This window comes from Streptomyces sp. NPDC079141, from assembly GCF_040686775.1.
In the GTDB taxonomy this organism is placed as follows: Bacteria; Actinomycetota; Actinomycetes; order Streptomycetales; family Streptomycetaceae; genus Streptomyces.
Window position 1 is genome coordinate 68,379 of sequence record NZ_JBFBLP010000001.1, and the last position, 14,383, is coordinate 82,761.

The following is a 14,383-nucleotide window of genomic DNA, read 5'->3' on the forward strand; positions in this document are numbered from 1 at the left end:
GCGCGGGTTCCTCTCCCCTGCCCGGGGCGGCCGGTGGTGGCGCCCCGGGCGTACGTGCCGGCTATCGGGCGTGCGCGACGGCCCAGTCGAGGGCGTGGTCGGCGACCTCCTCCCAGCCGGGCGCGGCGGGCAGCAGATGCGGCATTCCCGGGAACTCCCTGATCTCGGTCACCGTGTTCGACTTGTAGTGCCGGGCGTTGGACTGTTGCACCCTCGGCGGCATCAGGTGGTCCTTCTCGCCGGAGATGAACAGCAGCGGCGCACGGGCGTCGTTGCGGTAGTCGACGTAGGTGCTCTGGTGGCCGGGGCGCAGGGTGGCCAGGGCGCTGTCCCAGAAGATGCTGCCGGAGGCGGGGACGGCGTACCGCTCGTACAGTTCCTTCGACTCCTCCTCGGAGAAGGTGTTGGTGAAGGCGTAGTGCCACTGCTCGGCGGTGAGCGCGACCGCTCGATGCCGGTTGGCCGGGTTCTTCAGTACGGGGAAGGCCGACCTGATCTGTGTCAGGGGTACGACCGCGACGCCTTCGGTGGGTGCGGAGTTGATGGCCACGCCGGCGGCTCCGTGGCCGCGGTCGAGCAGCAGCTGGACGAACACGCCGCCGGCGGAGTGGCCGATCAGGACGGGTGGCTTGTCCAGGCTGCGGACCAGGGTCTCCAGGCTTTCGACGATCTGGTCGACGGTGACCTTCTCGATGGGGGTGGTGTCGGCGTTGAGGGCCTCGACCTCCACCTCGAAGCCGGGGTAGGCCGGAGCGATGACGCGGTAGCCGCGCTTCTTGTAGTGCTCGATCCAGTGTTCCCAGCTGCGGGGTGTCACCCAGAAGCCGTGGATGAGGACGACGGTGTCCGGAGTACTCATGACTGCTCCCTCACAAGGACGTCAGCGGGTGGCGCGGTACGCGGCCTCGATCTGCTGCACCACGGTGTCCGGCCGGGACATCATCACGACGTGTGAGGCGCCCTTGGCCTCGACGGTCCGGCTTTGGGCGCGTTGGGCCATGAACCGCTGCAGGGCGGGCGGGATGACATGGTCGGCGCCGGCGACGACGTACCAGGACGGCACACTCTTCCACGCCGGTACGCCACTGGAGCCGGACAGCCCGCCGATGCTGCCGGGGCGCTGGGAGACCGCCATCACCTGCGTGGTGGCGTGGGGCAGGTCCTGGGCGAAGACGTCGTGGAACTTCGCCGGGTCGATGTAGCCGTCGGCATCGGTTCCGCCGGGCAGCGGACGCAGCACGAGCGCCGGCTCCAGCATGCTGCCGGGGAACTTCCCGGCCAGCTGCAGCGCGTTCTCCCCCTCGTCGGGCGCGAAGGCCGCGACGTAGACGAGGGCCTTGACGGCCGCATGTCCGCGCGCGGCGTTGGTGATGACCTCGCCGCCGTAGGAGTGGCCGACGAGGATGACCGGGCCGGTGATGGTGTCGAGGATGCTGGAGACGTATGTCGAGTCGCCCGCCAGGTCGCGCAGCGGGTTGGCCGGGGCGATGACCGGGTAGCCGGCCTTCAGCAGCCGGGCGGTGACGGCGTTCCAGCCCGAGGCGTCGGCGAAGACCCCGTGGACGAGTACGACAGTGGGCTTGGCGCCGGTGGCCGAGGCGGGCGTCGTCGCGGTGGCGCCGAGCGTGAGTGCGCCGCCCGCCGCGAGCAGCCCGCCGAGCACTCTGCGGCGGGGGTGGCCTTCGGGAGTCATCGTATGGTTCCTTTCGGGGTCAGGAGTTGAGGAAGTCGAGCAGGTCCGCGCCGAGTTGCTCCTTGTGCGTGTCCGTGATGCCGTGCGGGGCGCCCGGGTAGACCTTGAGCGTGGCGTTCTTGATGCGGGCCGCGGATGCCTTGCCGCCCACCTCGAACGGCACGACCTGGTCGTCGTCGCCGTGGATGACGAGCGCGGGCACGTCAATGGCGTCCAGGTCCGGGCGGAAGTCGGTGGCCGAGAAGGCTGCGATGCTTTCGTAGGCGTTGCGGTGTCCGGCCTGCAGACTCTGGCGCCAGAACGCGTCGCGGATGCCCTGGGAGATGTCGACACCGGGCCGGTTGTGGCCGAAGAACGGCCCGTCGGCCAGGTCGCGGTACAGCTGCGACCGGTCGGCCAGCGAGCCGGCCCGGATCCCGTCGAACACCTCGATCGGCACCCCGCCCGGGTTGTCGTCGGTCCGCAGCATGAGGGGCGGTACGGCGGAGACCAGGACGACCTGAGCGATGCGGGCGGTGCCGTGCCGGCCGATGTAGCGGGCGACCTCGCCGCCGCCCGTCGAGAACCCGACCAGCGTGACCTCACGCAGGTCGAGGGTGTCGAGGAGAGCGGCCAGATCGTCGGCGTAGGTGTCCATCTCGTTGCCGTTCCACGTCTGCTCGGAGCGGCCGTGTCCGCGGCGGTCGTGCGCGATCGCCCGGAATCCGTTCGAGGCCAGGAACAGTTGCTGCGCTTCCCAGCTGTCGGCGTTCAGGGGCCAGCCGTGGCTCAGCACGACCGGGCGGCCGTGGCCCCAGTCCTTGTAGTAGATCTGCGTTCCGTCGGCTGCGGTGACAAATGGCATGGGAGTACCCCCGGTTGCTGAGGATGTTCGGAGATCCGTGGGACGCGTTCTGCCGGGCACACACGCAACACCCCTCGCCCTGACCAGGTGTTGTGAAGCACCGGTGAAGGCGAGCATGGCACGGGCGCCGACCACCGGCTTTACCGTGCGTGCCAGGACCTGGACTCTGCGTGCCATGAGGTGCGCGGGCAGCCCGCGCGGCAGAGGTGTACCGGAGTCACCGAGTCAGATGACCGGTACACACACATTTGTCGGCCATGGTCGACGTGGCGGAAACTGCTCCTCAGGGCAGCAGCGGCGACCGGTCCGCCGCCACAGTCCGGGAGGCGCCGTGCTGGTTCTCGACACCAACGACCTTCCCGTCGCCGACCGCTACGAGGCCCTTCGCAACGCCGTCGTCCGGGAAGGCGGAATCGACACCGTCCAGGAGATCGAGCCCGCGGCCGGCATGTGGAAGAGGCTGGAGGTCTGGCACATCGGCCCCCTCACTCTGTTCGACACACGCGGTACGAGCGTCCGCTTCGCGCGCTCCTCCCGGAAGACGCACCGCAACCTCGTGGACAGCGTCTCGATCATGGCTCAGGCCGACGGGTACGGCACGGGCGCCTTCGGCTGCGACGGGTACCAGCGGCATCTGGGAGCGCAGGGCATCGGGCTCACGCCCCACATGGTCACCTCACACGAGTACGCATGGTCGGGCATCGGCCGCTCCTTGGCCTTCTCGGTCGACCTCGCCCACCTCGCGCTGCCCGTCGACACGGTGCGCGCCGCGATCCCGCTGCTGCAGTACGCCCCCATCGAATCCCTGTTGCTGCAGCACATCCGCGGCCTGCGCCGGCATGTGGACCGGTTCAGCGGCAGACCCGAGGCGGAAGCCCTTGCCTCCGCCACGGTGCAGCTCACCCGCGCTCTGATCGTGTCCGTCGCGGGTGACGACCACACGCGCCGGGAGGTGGCCCAGGAGACGCTCCTCGCCCGCATCCTGGCCTACCTCCACGCACATCTCACCGAACCGGACCTCACGCCCCAGCGTGTGGCCCGGGTGCACGGCATCTCCGTGCGCACCCTCTACCGGCTGTGCGAGGAAGGCGGACTGAGCCTCGAAAAGTGGATCATCCGCCGCCGGCTCGAAGGCGCCCGCAACGACCTGGCCGCACCCGAGCAGGCCCACCGCACCATCGAAGCCGTGGCCCGCTCCTGGGGCTTCACCCATCCCGCCCACTTCTCCCGCCGCTTCCGCGAAGCCTTCGGCACCACCCCCGGCCAATGGCGGCGAGACTCCCAACAGGGCCTGTCCCTCCGCCCGGACGGTACGTAATTGGGCCCCCGCCCCTGTCTTGACCGCATACAGTCAGCGGGTTCAAACAGGGGAGGACACCCGCACGTGAAGCACCACATCGGCATCCGCGCCACCACCGCGCTGCTGTGCGCCACTACGGCCATCATCACCGGCTGCGGCCCGGGCGGTGCCGGCACCGGCGCGAAGGACACCGCGCCGGCCACCGAGAGCACGACGGAGCCGAAGCATCCCTTCGACACCATGACGCCGCAGCAGATCGACAACCAGGCGCGGCAGGCCTTGAAGGACGCCACGAGCATGCGTTGGACCGGCAGGTTCAACAGCGACGGTCGGCAGATGGACGTCGACCTGGCCATGGACATCCACGGCTCCTGCAACGGCACGATCGACGCCGACTCCATGGGCACCATGCACATCATCAGGAAGGGACCCCTCGTCCACGTCAAAGCCGAGGAGGACTTCTGGCGGGCTTCCTTCAGCCGTGGGATGACGGCCGAACAGACCGAGGAGATGGTGACGCTCTTCACGGGCCGCTGGGTCAAGCCCCCCAAGATGATGTCGCAGGTATTGGGCCGCATGTGCGAGGGATTCGACGCCCAGATCGAGACACTGAGCCTCGTGTCCGACAGCAACCCCACACGTGAAGCCGACACCACCGTGAACGGCCGCCCGGTCGCCGTGCTGGCGGAAAGAACCCCCACCGAGACGACAACCGTCTACGTCGCCAAGAAGGGCAAGCCCTACGCCCTGAGGATCTCGGTCACGGGCGGCAACGAGCCCATCGACGTCACCATCACCGACCACGGCAAGCCCGTCGACACCACCCCGCCCCCGCCCGACCAGGTCCTCGACCCCACCAAGCTCCGCTGAGCCGACGCTGGCGCACGCCCCCGCGCACTTCCGCACGCCGTGGCGCGGGGCCGAATTCCCGCCATTTGCACGGTAGTTGACCGCGCAGCGGGTATGTACCTCACGGGTGGCATCGGGGCGGCGTTGGGGGGCTGACACTGTGGCGCGCCTGTCGTGGACGTCCGGCCCCTTCGAGTCGCGACGCGCGCAGCGGCGCCGGGCCGTGCGCCTGCTGCGCGCCCGCGGGCTCTACGGGCCCAGGTTCCGCGACGTGCTGCCGGCGCTCGCCGTGGCGGTGGCGGGGGTGTGCTCGGTCGTCGCGCTGCTCGCCTGGGGATACCGTGCCGCGGGGATCGCGGTGCCGCTCGCCGGCGTCCTGGTCACCGCCTGCACCGTCACACTCTGGGCGCGCCGTCGGCGCCCGGGCGCTCGTCGGCGCACCGGGTACTACACGCCGGAGGACCTTCTCGAACTCGACACCCAGGGCCTCGCGCTGGCCGTCGCCCGGATGCTGCGCCGGGACGGGTGGCGGGTACGGCTGATACCCGCGCCCGACCGGCCACGGGTGTGCGCGCGCAACACCGACGGCCGCCTTCTGGACGTGTCCTTCCGGCCGGTGGCCGAGCCCCTGCCCGACGAGGACCCGCCGCATCCCCATCCGCACGCGCGCCGCGGGAAGCCGGACGAAGAGGTCCTCCACCTGGTGGTGCACCGGGGCACCTTCGCCGCCCGCGACGTCCGGTGGGCGCGCCGGGACGGCAGGACCAGTCTGCTCGACGGGACCGCGCTCCGGCGCTGGGGAGCCGGCGAGCAGCTGGGCGAGCTGCTCGCCGAAGAGGTGTGAGCATCCGTGGCCTGCCGCAGCGAGGCCCTCCGTCACGGATGGCCCTCCCATGATGCTGCGTCGCCGTGGCCCGCTTAGCGTCGCCTCAAGAGAGGCCCCCGAGATGCCTGCGAGGATCCCATGGCTGTTGTGATGTCCCTGCGCTGGAACGGTCGCACACCCGAGCAGTACAACGCCGTACGGGACCGGGTGCGCTGGGAGGAGCAGACGCCCGAGGGTCTCGTCCTGCATGCCGCGTGGTTCGAGGGTGACGGGCTGCATGTGACCGATGTCTGGGAAACCGAGGAACAGTGGGAACGCTTCCTGGCCGAGCGGCTCGTCCCAGCGTTCAAGGACCTCGGGTTCACCGACGAGCCGGACTTCCACTTCTCCCCCCTTCACAGGCGCTTGATCGGGCCCGCTGCGAGCGGCGCCGCCTCGTAGCCCCAGCCCGTGCGGCAGGATTGCAGCATGAGCATCGTGAAGATCAACGTACTGACCGTCCCCGCCGAACAGCGCGAGACGCTGGAGAAGCGCTTCGCCTCCCGCGCGCACGCCGTGGAGAGCTCCGACGGATTCGAGTGGTTCGAACTCCTCCGGCCCGTCGAGGGCACTGACGACTACCTCGTCTACACGCGCTGGCGCGACGAGGAGTCCTTCCAGGCGTGGATGGAGGGTCCGATGAAGTCGGCCCACCAGGGCGGTGGCGCGGAGGGCGGCGAGCGCCCGCGGCCGGCGGCCAGCGGGTCCACCCTGTGGTCCTTCGACGTAGTGCAGCAGGCAGCGCCCAAGGTCGACTAGCGACCAGCGTGTACCCCTCACCGTCGTAGGCCCACAGGGGCGTACGACGGTGAGGGGGCGTCCGGCGCGCTCCGCAGCGCGCGGCCTGAAGCCGACCTACCCCCACCCGCGGCGACCCGGCACAATGGGCGCCGCCCGTTTCCAGCAGTCGGCACGCACGTGCCGCATGAAACGTCGCATCACACCGGTACCACCGCACCAGAGCCCGGCACCTGGCCAACCATCGACGGTCTTCGGGGAGTTGTGGGCGATGAGAGCACGCCGTACCACCGTGGGAGGACGTTTCCGGCCGACCCGCTGCCTGCTGAGCCTGTTCGTCGTGGCCGTCCTCGCCGCGTCCGGAACGGGCGCGGCCGCCGCACCCGCGGCCGACGACGTGTCGGCAGGGACGACAGGGGCGACTGAGGCCGCACCATTCGCTCCGTCACGTGCCGCCTCGGCCGTCGAGGCTCTCGGGATCGCCGGGACGGCGTGGGCCATGGACCGGCACACGGGCACCCTGCGGGTCCACGCCGACTCCACGGTCACGGACACCGATCTCGCCCGGCTCCGGCGGGTCGCCGCGCGTTCCGCCGGCGGTATGACCGTCGAACGGCAGGACGGCCGGCTCCGCACGCTCCTCTCCGGCGGCGACGCGGTCTACGCCGCCGGCCTGCGCTGCTCGGCGGGGGTCAACGTGCACAGCGGAACCACGTACTACTTCATCACTGCCGGCCACTGCACGGACGCCGGGTCCACCTGGTACACCAGTTCCGCCCAGACCACCGCGATCGGCCCCACCACCAGCAGCAGTTTCCCGGGCGACGACTTCGGTGTCGTCCGCTACGCCAATACGGCCGTGCCGCGCCCCGGCACCATCGGAGGCGTCGACGTCACCGGCACCGCGACCGCCTACGTCGGCCAGAGCGTCTGCCGCCGGGGCGCGACCACGGGTGTCCGCTGCGGCAGGGTCACCGCGCTGAACGCAACCGTCAACTACGGCGGCGGAGAGATCGTCTACGGGCTCATCCAGACCAACATCTGCGCCGAACCCGGCGACAGCGGCGGCCCGCTCTACGCGGGCGACAAGGTCATCGGCATCCTCTCCGGCGGATCCGGCAACTGCACCACCGGCGGAACGACTTACTACCAGCCCATCCAGGAGGTCCTCGCCGTCCATGGCTTGTCCGTCTACTGAGGCGGACGAGCTCGCGGGGCAGGCGGGGCGGCGGTCGATTTTCCTGTGCCGGGTGGGGCAACGATCGGGCAAGCTCGGCGGTCGTAGGGAGTGAGCCGCATCGGTCTCCCGCGTTCGCCACCAACTTCCGTCGTGTGTGCGGTGGTTGGCAGTGGGGCGGGTCATCCCTGGGAGGAATCATGAGCCGCTTCGCCGCATCACCCGACGAGAGACCGAGCGGTGGGCGCGACACCGCCCCGCCCGCCGCGAGCGCAACTGCCCTGCAGCGCAAGCCCGTCGGGCGCGCGGCGAGCCGCGGTGTCATGGTGGGGGCCGTCGCCGTCCTGCTGGCAGGGGTCGGCTCCCCGGCCGGTGCCACGCCCAGTGATCCGGTGGTCAGCGGGGCCACCGTCAACTCCGGACATGACGTCATCGTGGGCATCACGCGCAACGTGGTGTTCCCGGTCACGGTCACCGGCTCGGACGACTCCGGCCTGTCGTTCGTCGATGTGGATCTGAAGGGGCCGCACGGCGGCTTCTACACCACCGACGCGTTCTGCGAGACCCCGACGGCCTGCACGACGGTGTTCACCGTCAACGCCCATCCGGCCCCGGGCAGCGACGATCCGGTGGATCTGGCCAATGCCAACGCGGGAACGTGGTCGGTCGACGCCTTGGTCGACGCCAGTGACGGCGGTTCTGTATTTGCCCCCGGCGCGGGGTCGTTCGGCCTCAAGCGGGCCGCGCGGCTGACGGTCAACGCCGCACCGGAGCCGGTGGCCAAGGGCGCTCCCATCACCGTCACCGGCAAGCTGGTGCGGGCCAACTGGGACACATACCGGTACGCGGGATACGTGGGCCAGGCCGTGAAACTCCAGTTCCGTCCGAAGGACAGCAGCTCCTACACCACGGTGGCCACCGTGAACACCAACAGCACCGGTTCCCTGCGCGCCACGGTCAAGGCGGTCCAGGACGGCTACTGGCGCTGGAACTTCACCGGCACCGCCACCACTGGCCCGGCCAAGGCCGCCGGCGACTACGTCGACGTACGCCCCTGATCCGGCAGGCTCCGGGAGGCCTCCGCCCGGCTCCGGCGCTGCCCTCGTGGTCACAGCTGTCGGTCGGCCGCGCCGGTCTCCTGGGCCGGGGCGAGTCCGAACAGTGAGCCGGCCGCGGTGGTCAGCCCGATCGCGCAGGCGGCGGCCGTGTCGGCCGGTACGGTGATGCGCCGCAGCGCGCCGCAGACGGCGTCCTCCAGCAAGGCGAACCGGGCGACGAGCAGGCGCGGTCCTGCCGCACCATGCCTGCCGCGGTCGGCCACGGTGGTCAGGGCCTCCTGGGCACGCAGCTGCAGATCCGCGAGGGGCTGCCAGGCATCGCCGCGCCGCCCGGTCGCGCGCGGGTCGGTCAGCAACGTGTGCAGGTGGCGGCCGAGCTCCGCGTGCCAGGCGGTCAGGGCGCCGGTCATCTCCGCGCACAGGCCGTCCAGGCAGCTCTGCAGGGCGGCCGCGCCCGTCGCGACGCCCACCCGCGCCGGACTCGCGGCGCCCGGTGTCCGCTCAGCGGGCGGCCGGGCGTTCGCGCCCAGGTAGTTGCGCAGGACGACGGGCATGACCTCGGCGGGGGACGACTCCATGCGGTCGTCGGGCACCAGCACCGAGCGCACGGGGGCGAGGCAGCGCGCGGCCTGCTCAGCGGCTGCGCGGCAAGCGTGATCAGTGGGCACGGGAGCACCGCTCCTTTCGTCGGTCTCTTCGGTACCGGCCTGTCGGGTGTTCAGGAACACGGCCGCAACCGGCCCTCGGTTCACATCCCCCACGCGCGTGCAGGCCCGGCACTCCGCCCGGTCGAGCGGTCATGCCTACCGATCAGTGCAGCGTCGGCCGGTAGATCAGCTCTTGGATGCGGCCGTCGAGCGTCCGGCTCTCGACCAGCTCCAGGTCGAAGTCGGCCGCGCCCCGGAAGATCGGATCCAGCCCGGTCCGACCGGTGATGACGGGAAAGAGCGTCACCTGCACGCGGTCGACGAGGCCGGCGGCCATCAGCGCCCGGTTCATCAACAGGCTGCCGTGCGAGCGCAACGGCACCTCGGACTCCTCCTTGAGCCGGGCGACGACCTCGACGGCGTCGCCGCTCACAATGGTCGCGTCCGGCCGGTCGAGGGGGCCTTCCAGCGTCGTCGACACCACTGAGTTGTGTTCATCCTGACCGCCGGGTGGCCCACTTCACGTCGAGGCGCAGTTTGGTCGGCACGCGCCAGTTCTTCAAGTGCGCGAACGCGTGCTCACACACCGCCCGTTGCGCCGCGATCGATAGTCGTTTGTCGAGGACCGGTTCTACGGATCGCACTTGGTGCAATGGACGTCGTCGGGTGGGTCGTCGGTGACCAGCATGTCGAGCCAGTCGACCAGCCGGGTGCCGTTGACCTTGATCTGGTAGAAGTCATCGTGCTCGAAGAGTCCGTGGCCTTCACCGGGTGCGGTGTAGCTGTGCAGGTTCGCTCCGGCGGCTTCGATGGCCTTTTCGTTGGTGTCGATGACGGCCAGCTCGTCGAAGCCCGGCACGGGGTCGATGCTCGGTGAGTCGCCGTGTTCCCATCCGGTGATCTCGACGGCGGCGTGCGGGTCGTAGGCGTAGTCGAATCGGGACAACACGAGGTCGGGGTTGTGCAGGCCGGCTTGGGTCCAGAACCTGGGGACGCCCCATTGGCGGTCGGTGAGTCCTTGGACGGCCCAGTCGGGCATGGTGTCGTAGGCGCCCCATGCTGCGTCGAGGACGGCGGTGTTGAAGTCGGGGTTGTCGGGCCAGGCGCCGGACTGGCCGCCGAACACTGTGACCTGGGCGTCCGGGAGCCGGTCGGCGACCAGTCCGCCGTAGATGGGGGCGGCAATCGACCCGGCGGTTTTGCCGATGACGACGACCTGGGTGGCGTCCGGGTAGGTCTTGGCGAGGTGGTCCAGGGCGGCGGTGCCGTTGACGTAGCCGTTGTGTTCGACGGTCAACGTGTCCGAGTACTTCTGGGAAACGTTGCCGAGCTGCGCGTCGCCCGTGCAGGAGGCCACGTAGAGGAACGAGTAGTCGGCGAACGGGTTGTCGTCATTGGAGAAGTCGAAGATCCCGTCCTCATCGAAGTTGTTTCCCGGACCGTCGGACTGCAGGTTCCAGCCGTAGAGGTCGCTCTCGCCGGGAGGGCCGTCGCTGGTGAAGGCACAGCTGGCCGCGTCCCAGCAGACGCCGCCGCCGTTCAGAAACAGCACGACCTTGGTCGGATCGGTCCGCCGGTCCCAGAAGGTGAACTCGCTCCCGTCGGCACAGTGGCAGTCGCCTCCAGGCACGACCTCTTCCCACGCGGCGTCAGCGTAGGGCGTGTCACGTCCGACGTTGAGCCAGAGTGCAACACCCCCGCCGACCAGCACGATGGCCAGAACGGCCAGCAGAAGAAGTGGTGTTCTCAGCACACGGTGGCGGCGCGGGCGGCCGCCCGCGCCACGAGAGGTGTTCGTCATGCGTCAGAGGCTGCGCGGTGCCGGATTGACCGCGCACCTGCCTGTGGTCATGTTCTCAACCCTGACCTTCGACGGATACTGGACGGCGGCACCGAGGCTTAGTGTGCTGCCTGGCATGAAAATTTACGTGGCGGCACTGGGGCACGCCTTACGCAGATCGAGCGTCCAGGATGCCGTCCTCGCCGCTCTGCTGCTGGCGGGCACGTGGGCGTGGACTGGTACCGCCGCGACCGAGGTGAGCAGCGGTTGGTTCACCAACGTGCTGTGGCTACAGGAGCCGTTGGCCAAGTGGGCCTTGATCGGGGTCTGCGTCGCCGCCGTGGCGGTGCGCCGCAAGTGGCCGATTCCGGCACTCGCGGCGGCGTCGCTCGCCACCGTCGTACAGATGTCGCTGGCGGCAGGACCGGTGCCCGCCGACTTGGCCGTTCCGGTCGCCCTGTACACGATCGCCGCTCAGCGCCGGCGCCAGGTGTCACTCGCGCTGCTCGGCGCCGCGCTGGCCGTGGCGACGGCATGGTCGGCATACGTGACCCTCGATGGCAAGGCCGACGGCTGGCTCTACGGAGGCCCCCGCACCGGCGGACAGGAACACCCGCCGGGAGTCGCCGTGCCACCACCGCAGTCGGGAACGGGCGACGCCGCACTGCCGCGCGACGACGAACCCACGGCGTTCGGCCCGACGGACTGGGGCGGGACCCCTGTCCTCGGCTCCCTGCTGCTCGTCGCCTGGGCGATCGGATGGGGCCTGCAGAGCCGCCGCGCCTACCTCGGCGAGCTCAAGGCGAGGGCGCGCGACCAGGAGCGCGAACGCGACCAGCAAGCCGCGCTGGCCGTGGCCGCCGAGCGGGCCAGGATCACCCGCGAGTTGCACGACGTGGTGGCGCACGGCCTGGCCGTCATCGTGATGCAGGCGCAGGGCGGCGCCGCGGCATTCGCCAACCGGCCCGCCGACACTCTCGCCGCGCTGGACACCATCGTGGCGACCGGCCGCGCCTCGCTCGCCGACATGCGGCACGTGCTGTCCTCGTCCGGGCAGATCGACGGCTCCGCGCGGCCGGTGCCGGGCCTTGCGCAGCTGCCCCGCCTCATCGAGCAGGTCCGGCAGGCAGGCACCCCGGTCCAGTTCCACATCGACGGATCGCCGCGACCGCTGCCCACCGGTGTAGACGTCTCGTCGTACCGGATCGTCCAAGAGGCGCTGACCAACACCATGAAACATGCCGGGCCGGGCGCCTGCGTCCAGGTAGTGGTGTCCTACGGAAACGACGAGCTGAGGCTCAAGGTCAGCGACAACGGCACCGGCGAGCCGGCAGCCGACAAGGCCGGCAACGGACTGCGGGGCATGCGGGAACGCGTGGCGCTGCTGGGCGGCGAGGTGGCCGCCGGCCCCGGGCCGGGCGGCGGTTATGCGATTCGGGCCCGCATCCCCCTCGATCCGGGAGGAGCGAGCGCATGATCCGGGTTCTGCTCGTCGACGATCAGGTCCTGCTCCGTGCCGGCCTGCGGATGATCCTTGAGAACGCCGGGGACATGGACGTCGTCGCAGAGGCGGACGACGGTGCCATGGCCACCGACCTGGCGGTTCAAACAACGCCGGACGTCGTGCTGATGGACATCCGGATGCCCGAGGTGGACGGTCTTGAGGCCACCCGCCGCATCCGCGCGGCGCTCCCGGACGGACCGCGCATCCTGATCCTCACCACCTTCGATCTCGACGAGTACGTGTACTCCGCGCTGCGGGCGGGCGCCAGCGGCTTCCTGCTCAAGGACACCCTCGCTGCCGACCTGCTGTCCGCGATCCGCGTGGTGGCGAAGGGCGACGCGATCGTCGCTCCGCCGGTCACACGGCGGCTGATCGAACGCCACATCGGCACGTCCGGCGACCCGCTGCCCCGCACCGAGGCCGAGCTGCGCGTCCTCACCGACCGGGAACGCGAGGTGCTCGAACTGATCGCCCGGGGCCTCTCGAACGCCGAGATCGCCGACCGCCTTTTCCTCACCGAGGGGACCGTGAAGGGCCACGTCAGCCGCATCCTGTCAAAGCTCGCCCTCCGGGACCGGGTGCAGGCCGTGATCTTCTCCTACGAGTGCGGCCTGGTCCGCGCCGGCGCGTGACCCGAACACCAACGGTGCCGGCAGATTCGCCCGGCACCGGAGGGTGTGCTGGTCGTGCCCGAGGAGCCACACGCCCTTTGGCCTCCTAAGGGCTCGCACCGACGGCCCACTCGGACCGGGCGGCTTGGCCGGTACCGGCCTCACTTCGCCGCTGTCTTTATAGGCTCGCCGAAGCGTCCTCGGCCTCGCTCAGCTCCGTCAGGGCGTGCGTGGTCGGTCGGCCACATGGCGTCGAAGGTGTGGGTGGCAGTCATGTAGTCCTCCGTGGATGCGGTGGCCAGGACAGATACGTCAGGGTGTGTCGCGCAGCCGGAGCAGGTATGTCGCGGTCAGCGCTACGGCAGGGTCCGTGTCGGCCGACAGTTCCTCAAGGGCCCGGGACGCGCGCGTCCCCGGGATGCCCGCCAGGGCCTGGGTCAGCCGTCCGCGTGCGGGCGGCTTTGTGGTGTCGTGGGCGAGACGGTCGACGAGCCTGCTCGCGATCCGGTCCCCTGTCGCGGTGTCGCTCGCCAGCACGCTCAGTGCATCGGCCGCATCGGTGTCGTTCCTGCCCTCCACGATCATGTCGACGAGCGTCGGGACCGCATCGGCCACACCCCGTGTCCCGAGAGCCACCGCCGCATAGCCGCGGACGACGACGTCGGGGTTGGCGAGGGCATCGCGCAGCTGTGCGGTGGCCTCCCCGTCCGGCATCTTGACGAGGGCCTGGACGGCGCGTTCGCGCACCGCGGCCACCGGTGAGCCGAGGCCCTCCGCGAGCAGTGCCGGGCCGCGGTCGCCCAATCGTGCCAGTGCCCAGCGAAGGGCCCCGGCGACGTTCGGCTCCGTCTCGTTCAGGGCCGCCTCGACCAGGGCCTCCACCGGCACCGGAACCTCGTCGGCGGAGGACAGGGCCGCGCGCTGGCGTGCGTCGGGGCTCTTGGACTCCAGTGCCTGGAGGAGCGCTACGACCTGGATGACGTCCTCCCAGGCGGCGGGATCTGCGGCATCGATCCGGCTCAGCCGTGTGAGCAGCTCGGTCTCCGCCGCGATGCGCTCGCGCGTCTGACGGATGAGGTCGCCGACGAGCGCCGAGGGCGTGAAGCCGGGATCGTCGAGCGCGCGTCCGATCTCGCGCAGCGTCAGCCCCAGCGAGCGCAGGCTCTCGATATGGAAGATCCGCCGGATGTCGTCGCCCGAATACTCCCGATAGCCGGAGCCGGTACGGCCCGAAGGACGCACCAGACCCAGCGATTCGTAATGCCGGAGCATGCGGGCACTGACCCCGGACCGTCGCGCCACCTCACCGATCAACAC

General features: G+C 70.3%; 15 protein-coding genes and 1 pseudogene. 9 read left to right on the top strand and 7 right to left on the bottom strand.

Annotation, left to right across the window (positions count from 1 at the left end):
- Nucleotides 1–61: 61 nt before the first annotated feature.
- From AB0Q90_RS00345 to AB0Q90_RS00355, 3 genes are read right to left on the bottom strand one after another with little or no spacing between them, the layout of a single operon-like run.
- Entirely contained in the window at nt 62–859 is a 798-nt protein-coding gene (locus AB0Q90_RS00345) for an alpha/beta hydrolase (protein ID WP_363163828.1), read from the bottom strand.
- Between the two features lie 21 nt (nt 860–880).
- Nucleotides 881–1,693 carry an alpha/beta hydrolase gene (locus AB0Q90_RS00350; protein WP_363163829.1) on the bottom strand — a complete coding sequence of 271 codons (813 nt, stop codon included), beginning with the start codon at nt 1,691–1,693 and terminating at the stop codon, nt 881–883.
- Nucleotides 1,694–1,712: 19 nt separating this feature from the next.
- The gene (locus AB0Q90_RS00355; RefSeq protein WP_363163830.1) at nt 1,713–2,537 is read right to left on the bottom strand and encodes an alpha/beta hydrolase; all 825 of its coding nucleotides are present in this window, start codon (nt 2,535–2,537) and stop codon (nt 1,713–1,715) included.
- Nucleotides 2,538–2,868: 331 nt separating this feature from the next.
- Here AB0Q90_RS00355 and AB0Q90_RS00360 point away from each other — a divergent pair, with 331 nt between their 5' ends.
- The 7 genes from AB0Q90_RS00360 to AB0Q90_RS00390 all read left to right on the top strand — a co-directional run bounded on the left by AB0Q90_RS00360 (nt 2,869) and on the right by AB0Q90_RS00390 (nt 8,524).
- Nucleotides 2,869–3,855 (top strand): helix-turn-helix domain-containing protein, encoded by a 987-nt coding sequence (locus AB0Q90_RS00360; RefSeq protein ID WP_363163831.1) that lies wholly within the window; start codon nt 2,869–2,871, stop codon nt 3,853–3,855.
- 66 nt (nt 3,856–3,921) lie between these two features.
- Nucleotides 3,922–4,707: a hypothetical protein gene (locus tag AB0Q90_RS00365; RefSeq protein ID WP_363163832.1), complete on the top strand. Its 786-nt coding sequence runs from the start codon at nt 3,922–3,924 to the stop codon at nt 4,705–4,707.
- Nucleotides 4,708–4,846: 139 nt separating this feature from the next.
- Complete coding sequence (locus AB0Q90_RS00370) at nt 4,847–5,530, top strand: hypothetical protein (protein WP_363163833.1); 684 nt, start codon at nt 4,847–4,849, stop codon at nt 5,528–5,530.
- 120 nt (nt 5,531–5,650) lie between these two features.
- Entirely contained in the window at nt 5,651–5,953 is a 303-nt protein-coding gene (locus tag AB0Q90_RS00375; protein WP_363163834.1) for a hypothetical protein, read from the top strand.
- A 27-nt stretch (nt 5,954–5,980) separates the two neighbouring features.
- Nucleotides 5,981–6,310: an antibiotic biosynthesis monooxygenase gene (locus AB0Q90_RS00380; protein WP_363163835.1), complete on the top strand. Its 330-nt coding sequence runs from the start codon at nt 5,981–5,983 to the stop codon at nt 6,308–6,310.
- 250 nt (nt 6,311–6,560) lie between these two features.
- The gene (locus tag AB0Q90_RS00385) at nt 6,561–7,487 is read left to right on the top strand and encodes a S1 family peptidase (RefSeq protein ID WP_363163836.1); all 927 of its coding nucleotides are present in this window, start codon (nt 6,561–6,563) and stop codon (nt 7,485–7,487) included.
- A 179-nt stretch (nt 7,488–7,666) separates the two neighbouring features.
- Complete coding sequence (locus AB0Q90_RS00390; protein WP_363163837.1) at nt 7,667–8,524, top strand: calcium-binding protein; 858 nt, start codon at nt 7,667–7,669, stop codon at nt 8,522–8,524.
- Between the two features lie 50 nt (nt 8,525–8,574).
- On the opposite strand, the gene AB0Q90_RS00395 is transcribed toward AB0Q90_RS00390, so the two are convergent.
- The 3 genes and pseudogenes from AB0Q90_RS00395 to AB0Q90_RS00405 all read right to left on the bottom strand — a co-directional run bounded on the left by AB0Q90_RS00395 (nt 8,575) and on the right by AB0Q90_RS00405 (nt 10,972).
- Entirely contained in the window at nt 8,575–9,192 is a 618-nt protein-coding gene (locus AB0Q90_RS00395) for a hypothetical protein (RefSeq protein ID WP_363163838.1), read from the bottom strand.
- Nucleotides 9,193–9,334: 142 nt separating this feature from the next.
- Nucleotides 9,335–9,658, bottom strand: a pseudogene (locus tag AB0Q90_RS00400) (dihydrofolate reductase family protein); the annotation flags it as partial.
- A 144-nt stretch (nt 9,659–9,802) separates the two neighbouring features.
- A complete protein-coding gene (locus AB0Q90_RS00405; RefSeq protein ID WP_363163839.1) occupies nt 9,803–10,972 on the bottom strand; it encodes a pectin acetylesterase-family hydrolase in 1,170 nt (389 codons plus the stop codon).
- A gap of 115 nt (nt 10,973–11,087) precedes the next feature.
- On the opposite strand from AB0Q90_RS00405, the gene AB0Q90_RS00410 reads away from it, so the two are divergent.
- Complete coding sequence (locus AB0Q90_RS00410; RefSeq protein WP_363163840.1) at nt 11,088–12,428, top strand: histidine kinase; 1,341 nt, start codon at nt 11,088–11,090, stop codon at nt 12,426–12,428.
- Nucleotides 12,425–13,087 (top strand): response regulator transcription factor, encoded by a 663-nt coding sequence (locus AB0Q90_RS00415; protein ID WP_363163841.1) that lies wholly within the window; start codon nt 12,425–12,427, stop codon nt 13,085–13,087. The genes AB0Q90_RS00410 and AB0Q90_RS00415 overlap by 4 nt, the downstream gene beginning before the upstream one ends.
- Nucleotides 13,088–13,378: 291 nt before the next feature.
- Here AB0Q90_RS00415 and AB0Q90_RS00420 read toward each other — a convergent pair whose 3' ends face one another.
- The gene (locus tag AB0Q90_RS00420) at nt 13,379–14,383 is read right to left on the bottom strand and encodes a MerR family transcriptional regulator (protein WP_363163842.1); all 1,005 of its coding nucleotides are present in this window, start codon (nt 14,381–14,383) and stop codon (nt 13,379–13,381) included.

Excerpts from the sequence above, each read along its gene's own strand:
- AB0Q90_RS00345 (WP_363163828.1), bottom strand. The coding sequence starts at position 859 with ATGAGTACTCCGGACACCGTCGTCCTCATCCACGGCTTCTGGGTGACA.
- AB0Q90_RS00350 (WP_363163829.1), bottom strand. The coding sequence starts at position 1,693 with ATGACTCCCGAAGGCCACCCCCGCCGCAGAGTGCTCGGCGGGCTGCTC.
- AB0Q90_RS00355 (WP_363163830.1), bottom strand. The coding sequence starts at position 2,537 with ATGCCATTTGTCACCGCAGCCGACGGAACGCAGATCTACTACAAGGAC.
- AB0Q90_RS00375 (WP_363163834.1), top strand. The coding sequence starts at position 5,651 with ATGGCTGTTGTGATGTCCCTGCGCTGGAACGGTCGCACACCCGAGCAG.
- AB0Q90_RS00380 (WP_363163835.1), top strand. The coding sequence starts at position 5,981 with ATGAGCATCGTGAAGATCAACGTACTGACCGTCCCCGCCGAACAGCGC.
- AB0Q90_RS00385 (WP_363163836.1), top strand. The coding sequence starts at position 6,561 with ATGAGAGCACGCCGTACCACCGTGGGAGGACGTTTCCGGCCGACCCGC.
- AB0Q90_RS00390 (WP_363163837.1), top strand. The coding sequence starts at position 7,667 with ATGAGCCGCTTCGCCGCATCACCCGACGAGAGACCGAGCGGTGGGCGC.
- AB0Q90_RS00405 (WP_363163839.1), bottom strand. The coding sequence starts at position 10,972 with ATGACGAACACCTCTCGTGGCGCGGGCGGCCGCCCGCGCCGCCACCGT.
- AB0Q90_RS00410 (WP_363163840.1), top strand. The coding sequence starts at position 11,088 with ATGAAAATTTACGTGGCGGCACTGGGGCACGCCTTACGCAGATCGAGC.
- AB0Q90_RS00415 (WP_363163841.1), top strand. The coding sequence starts at position 12,425 with ATGATCCGGGTTCTGCTCGTCGACGATCAGGTCCTGCTCCGTGCCGGC.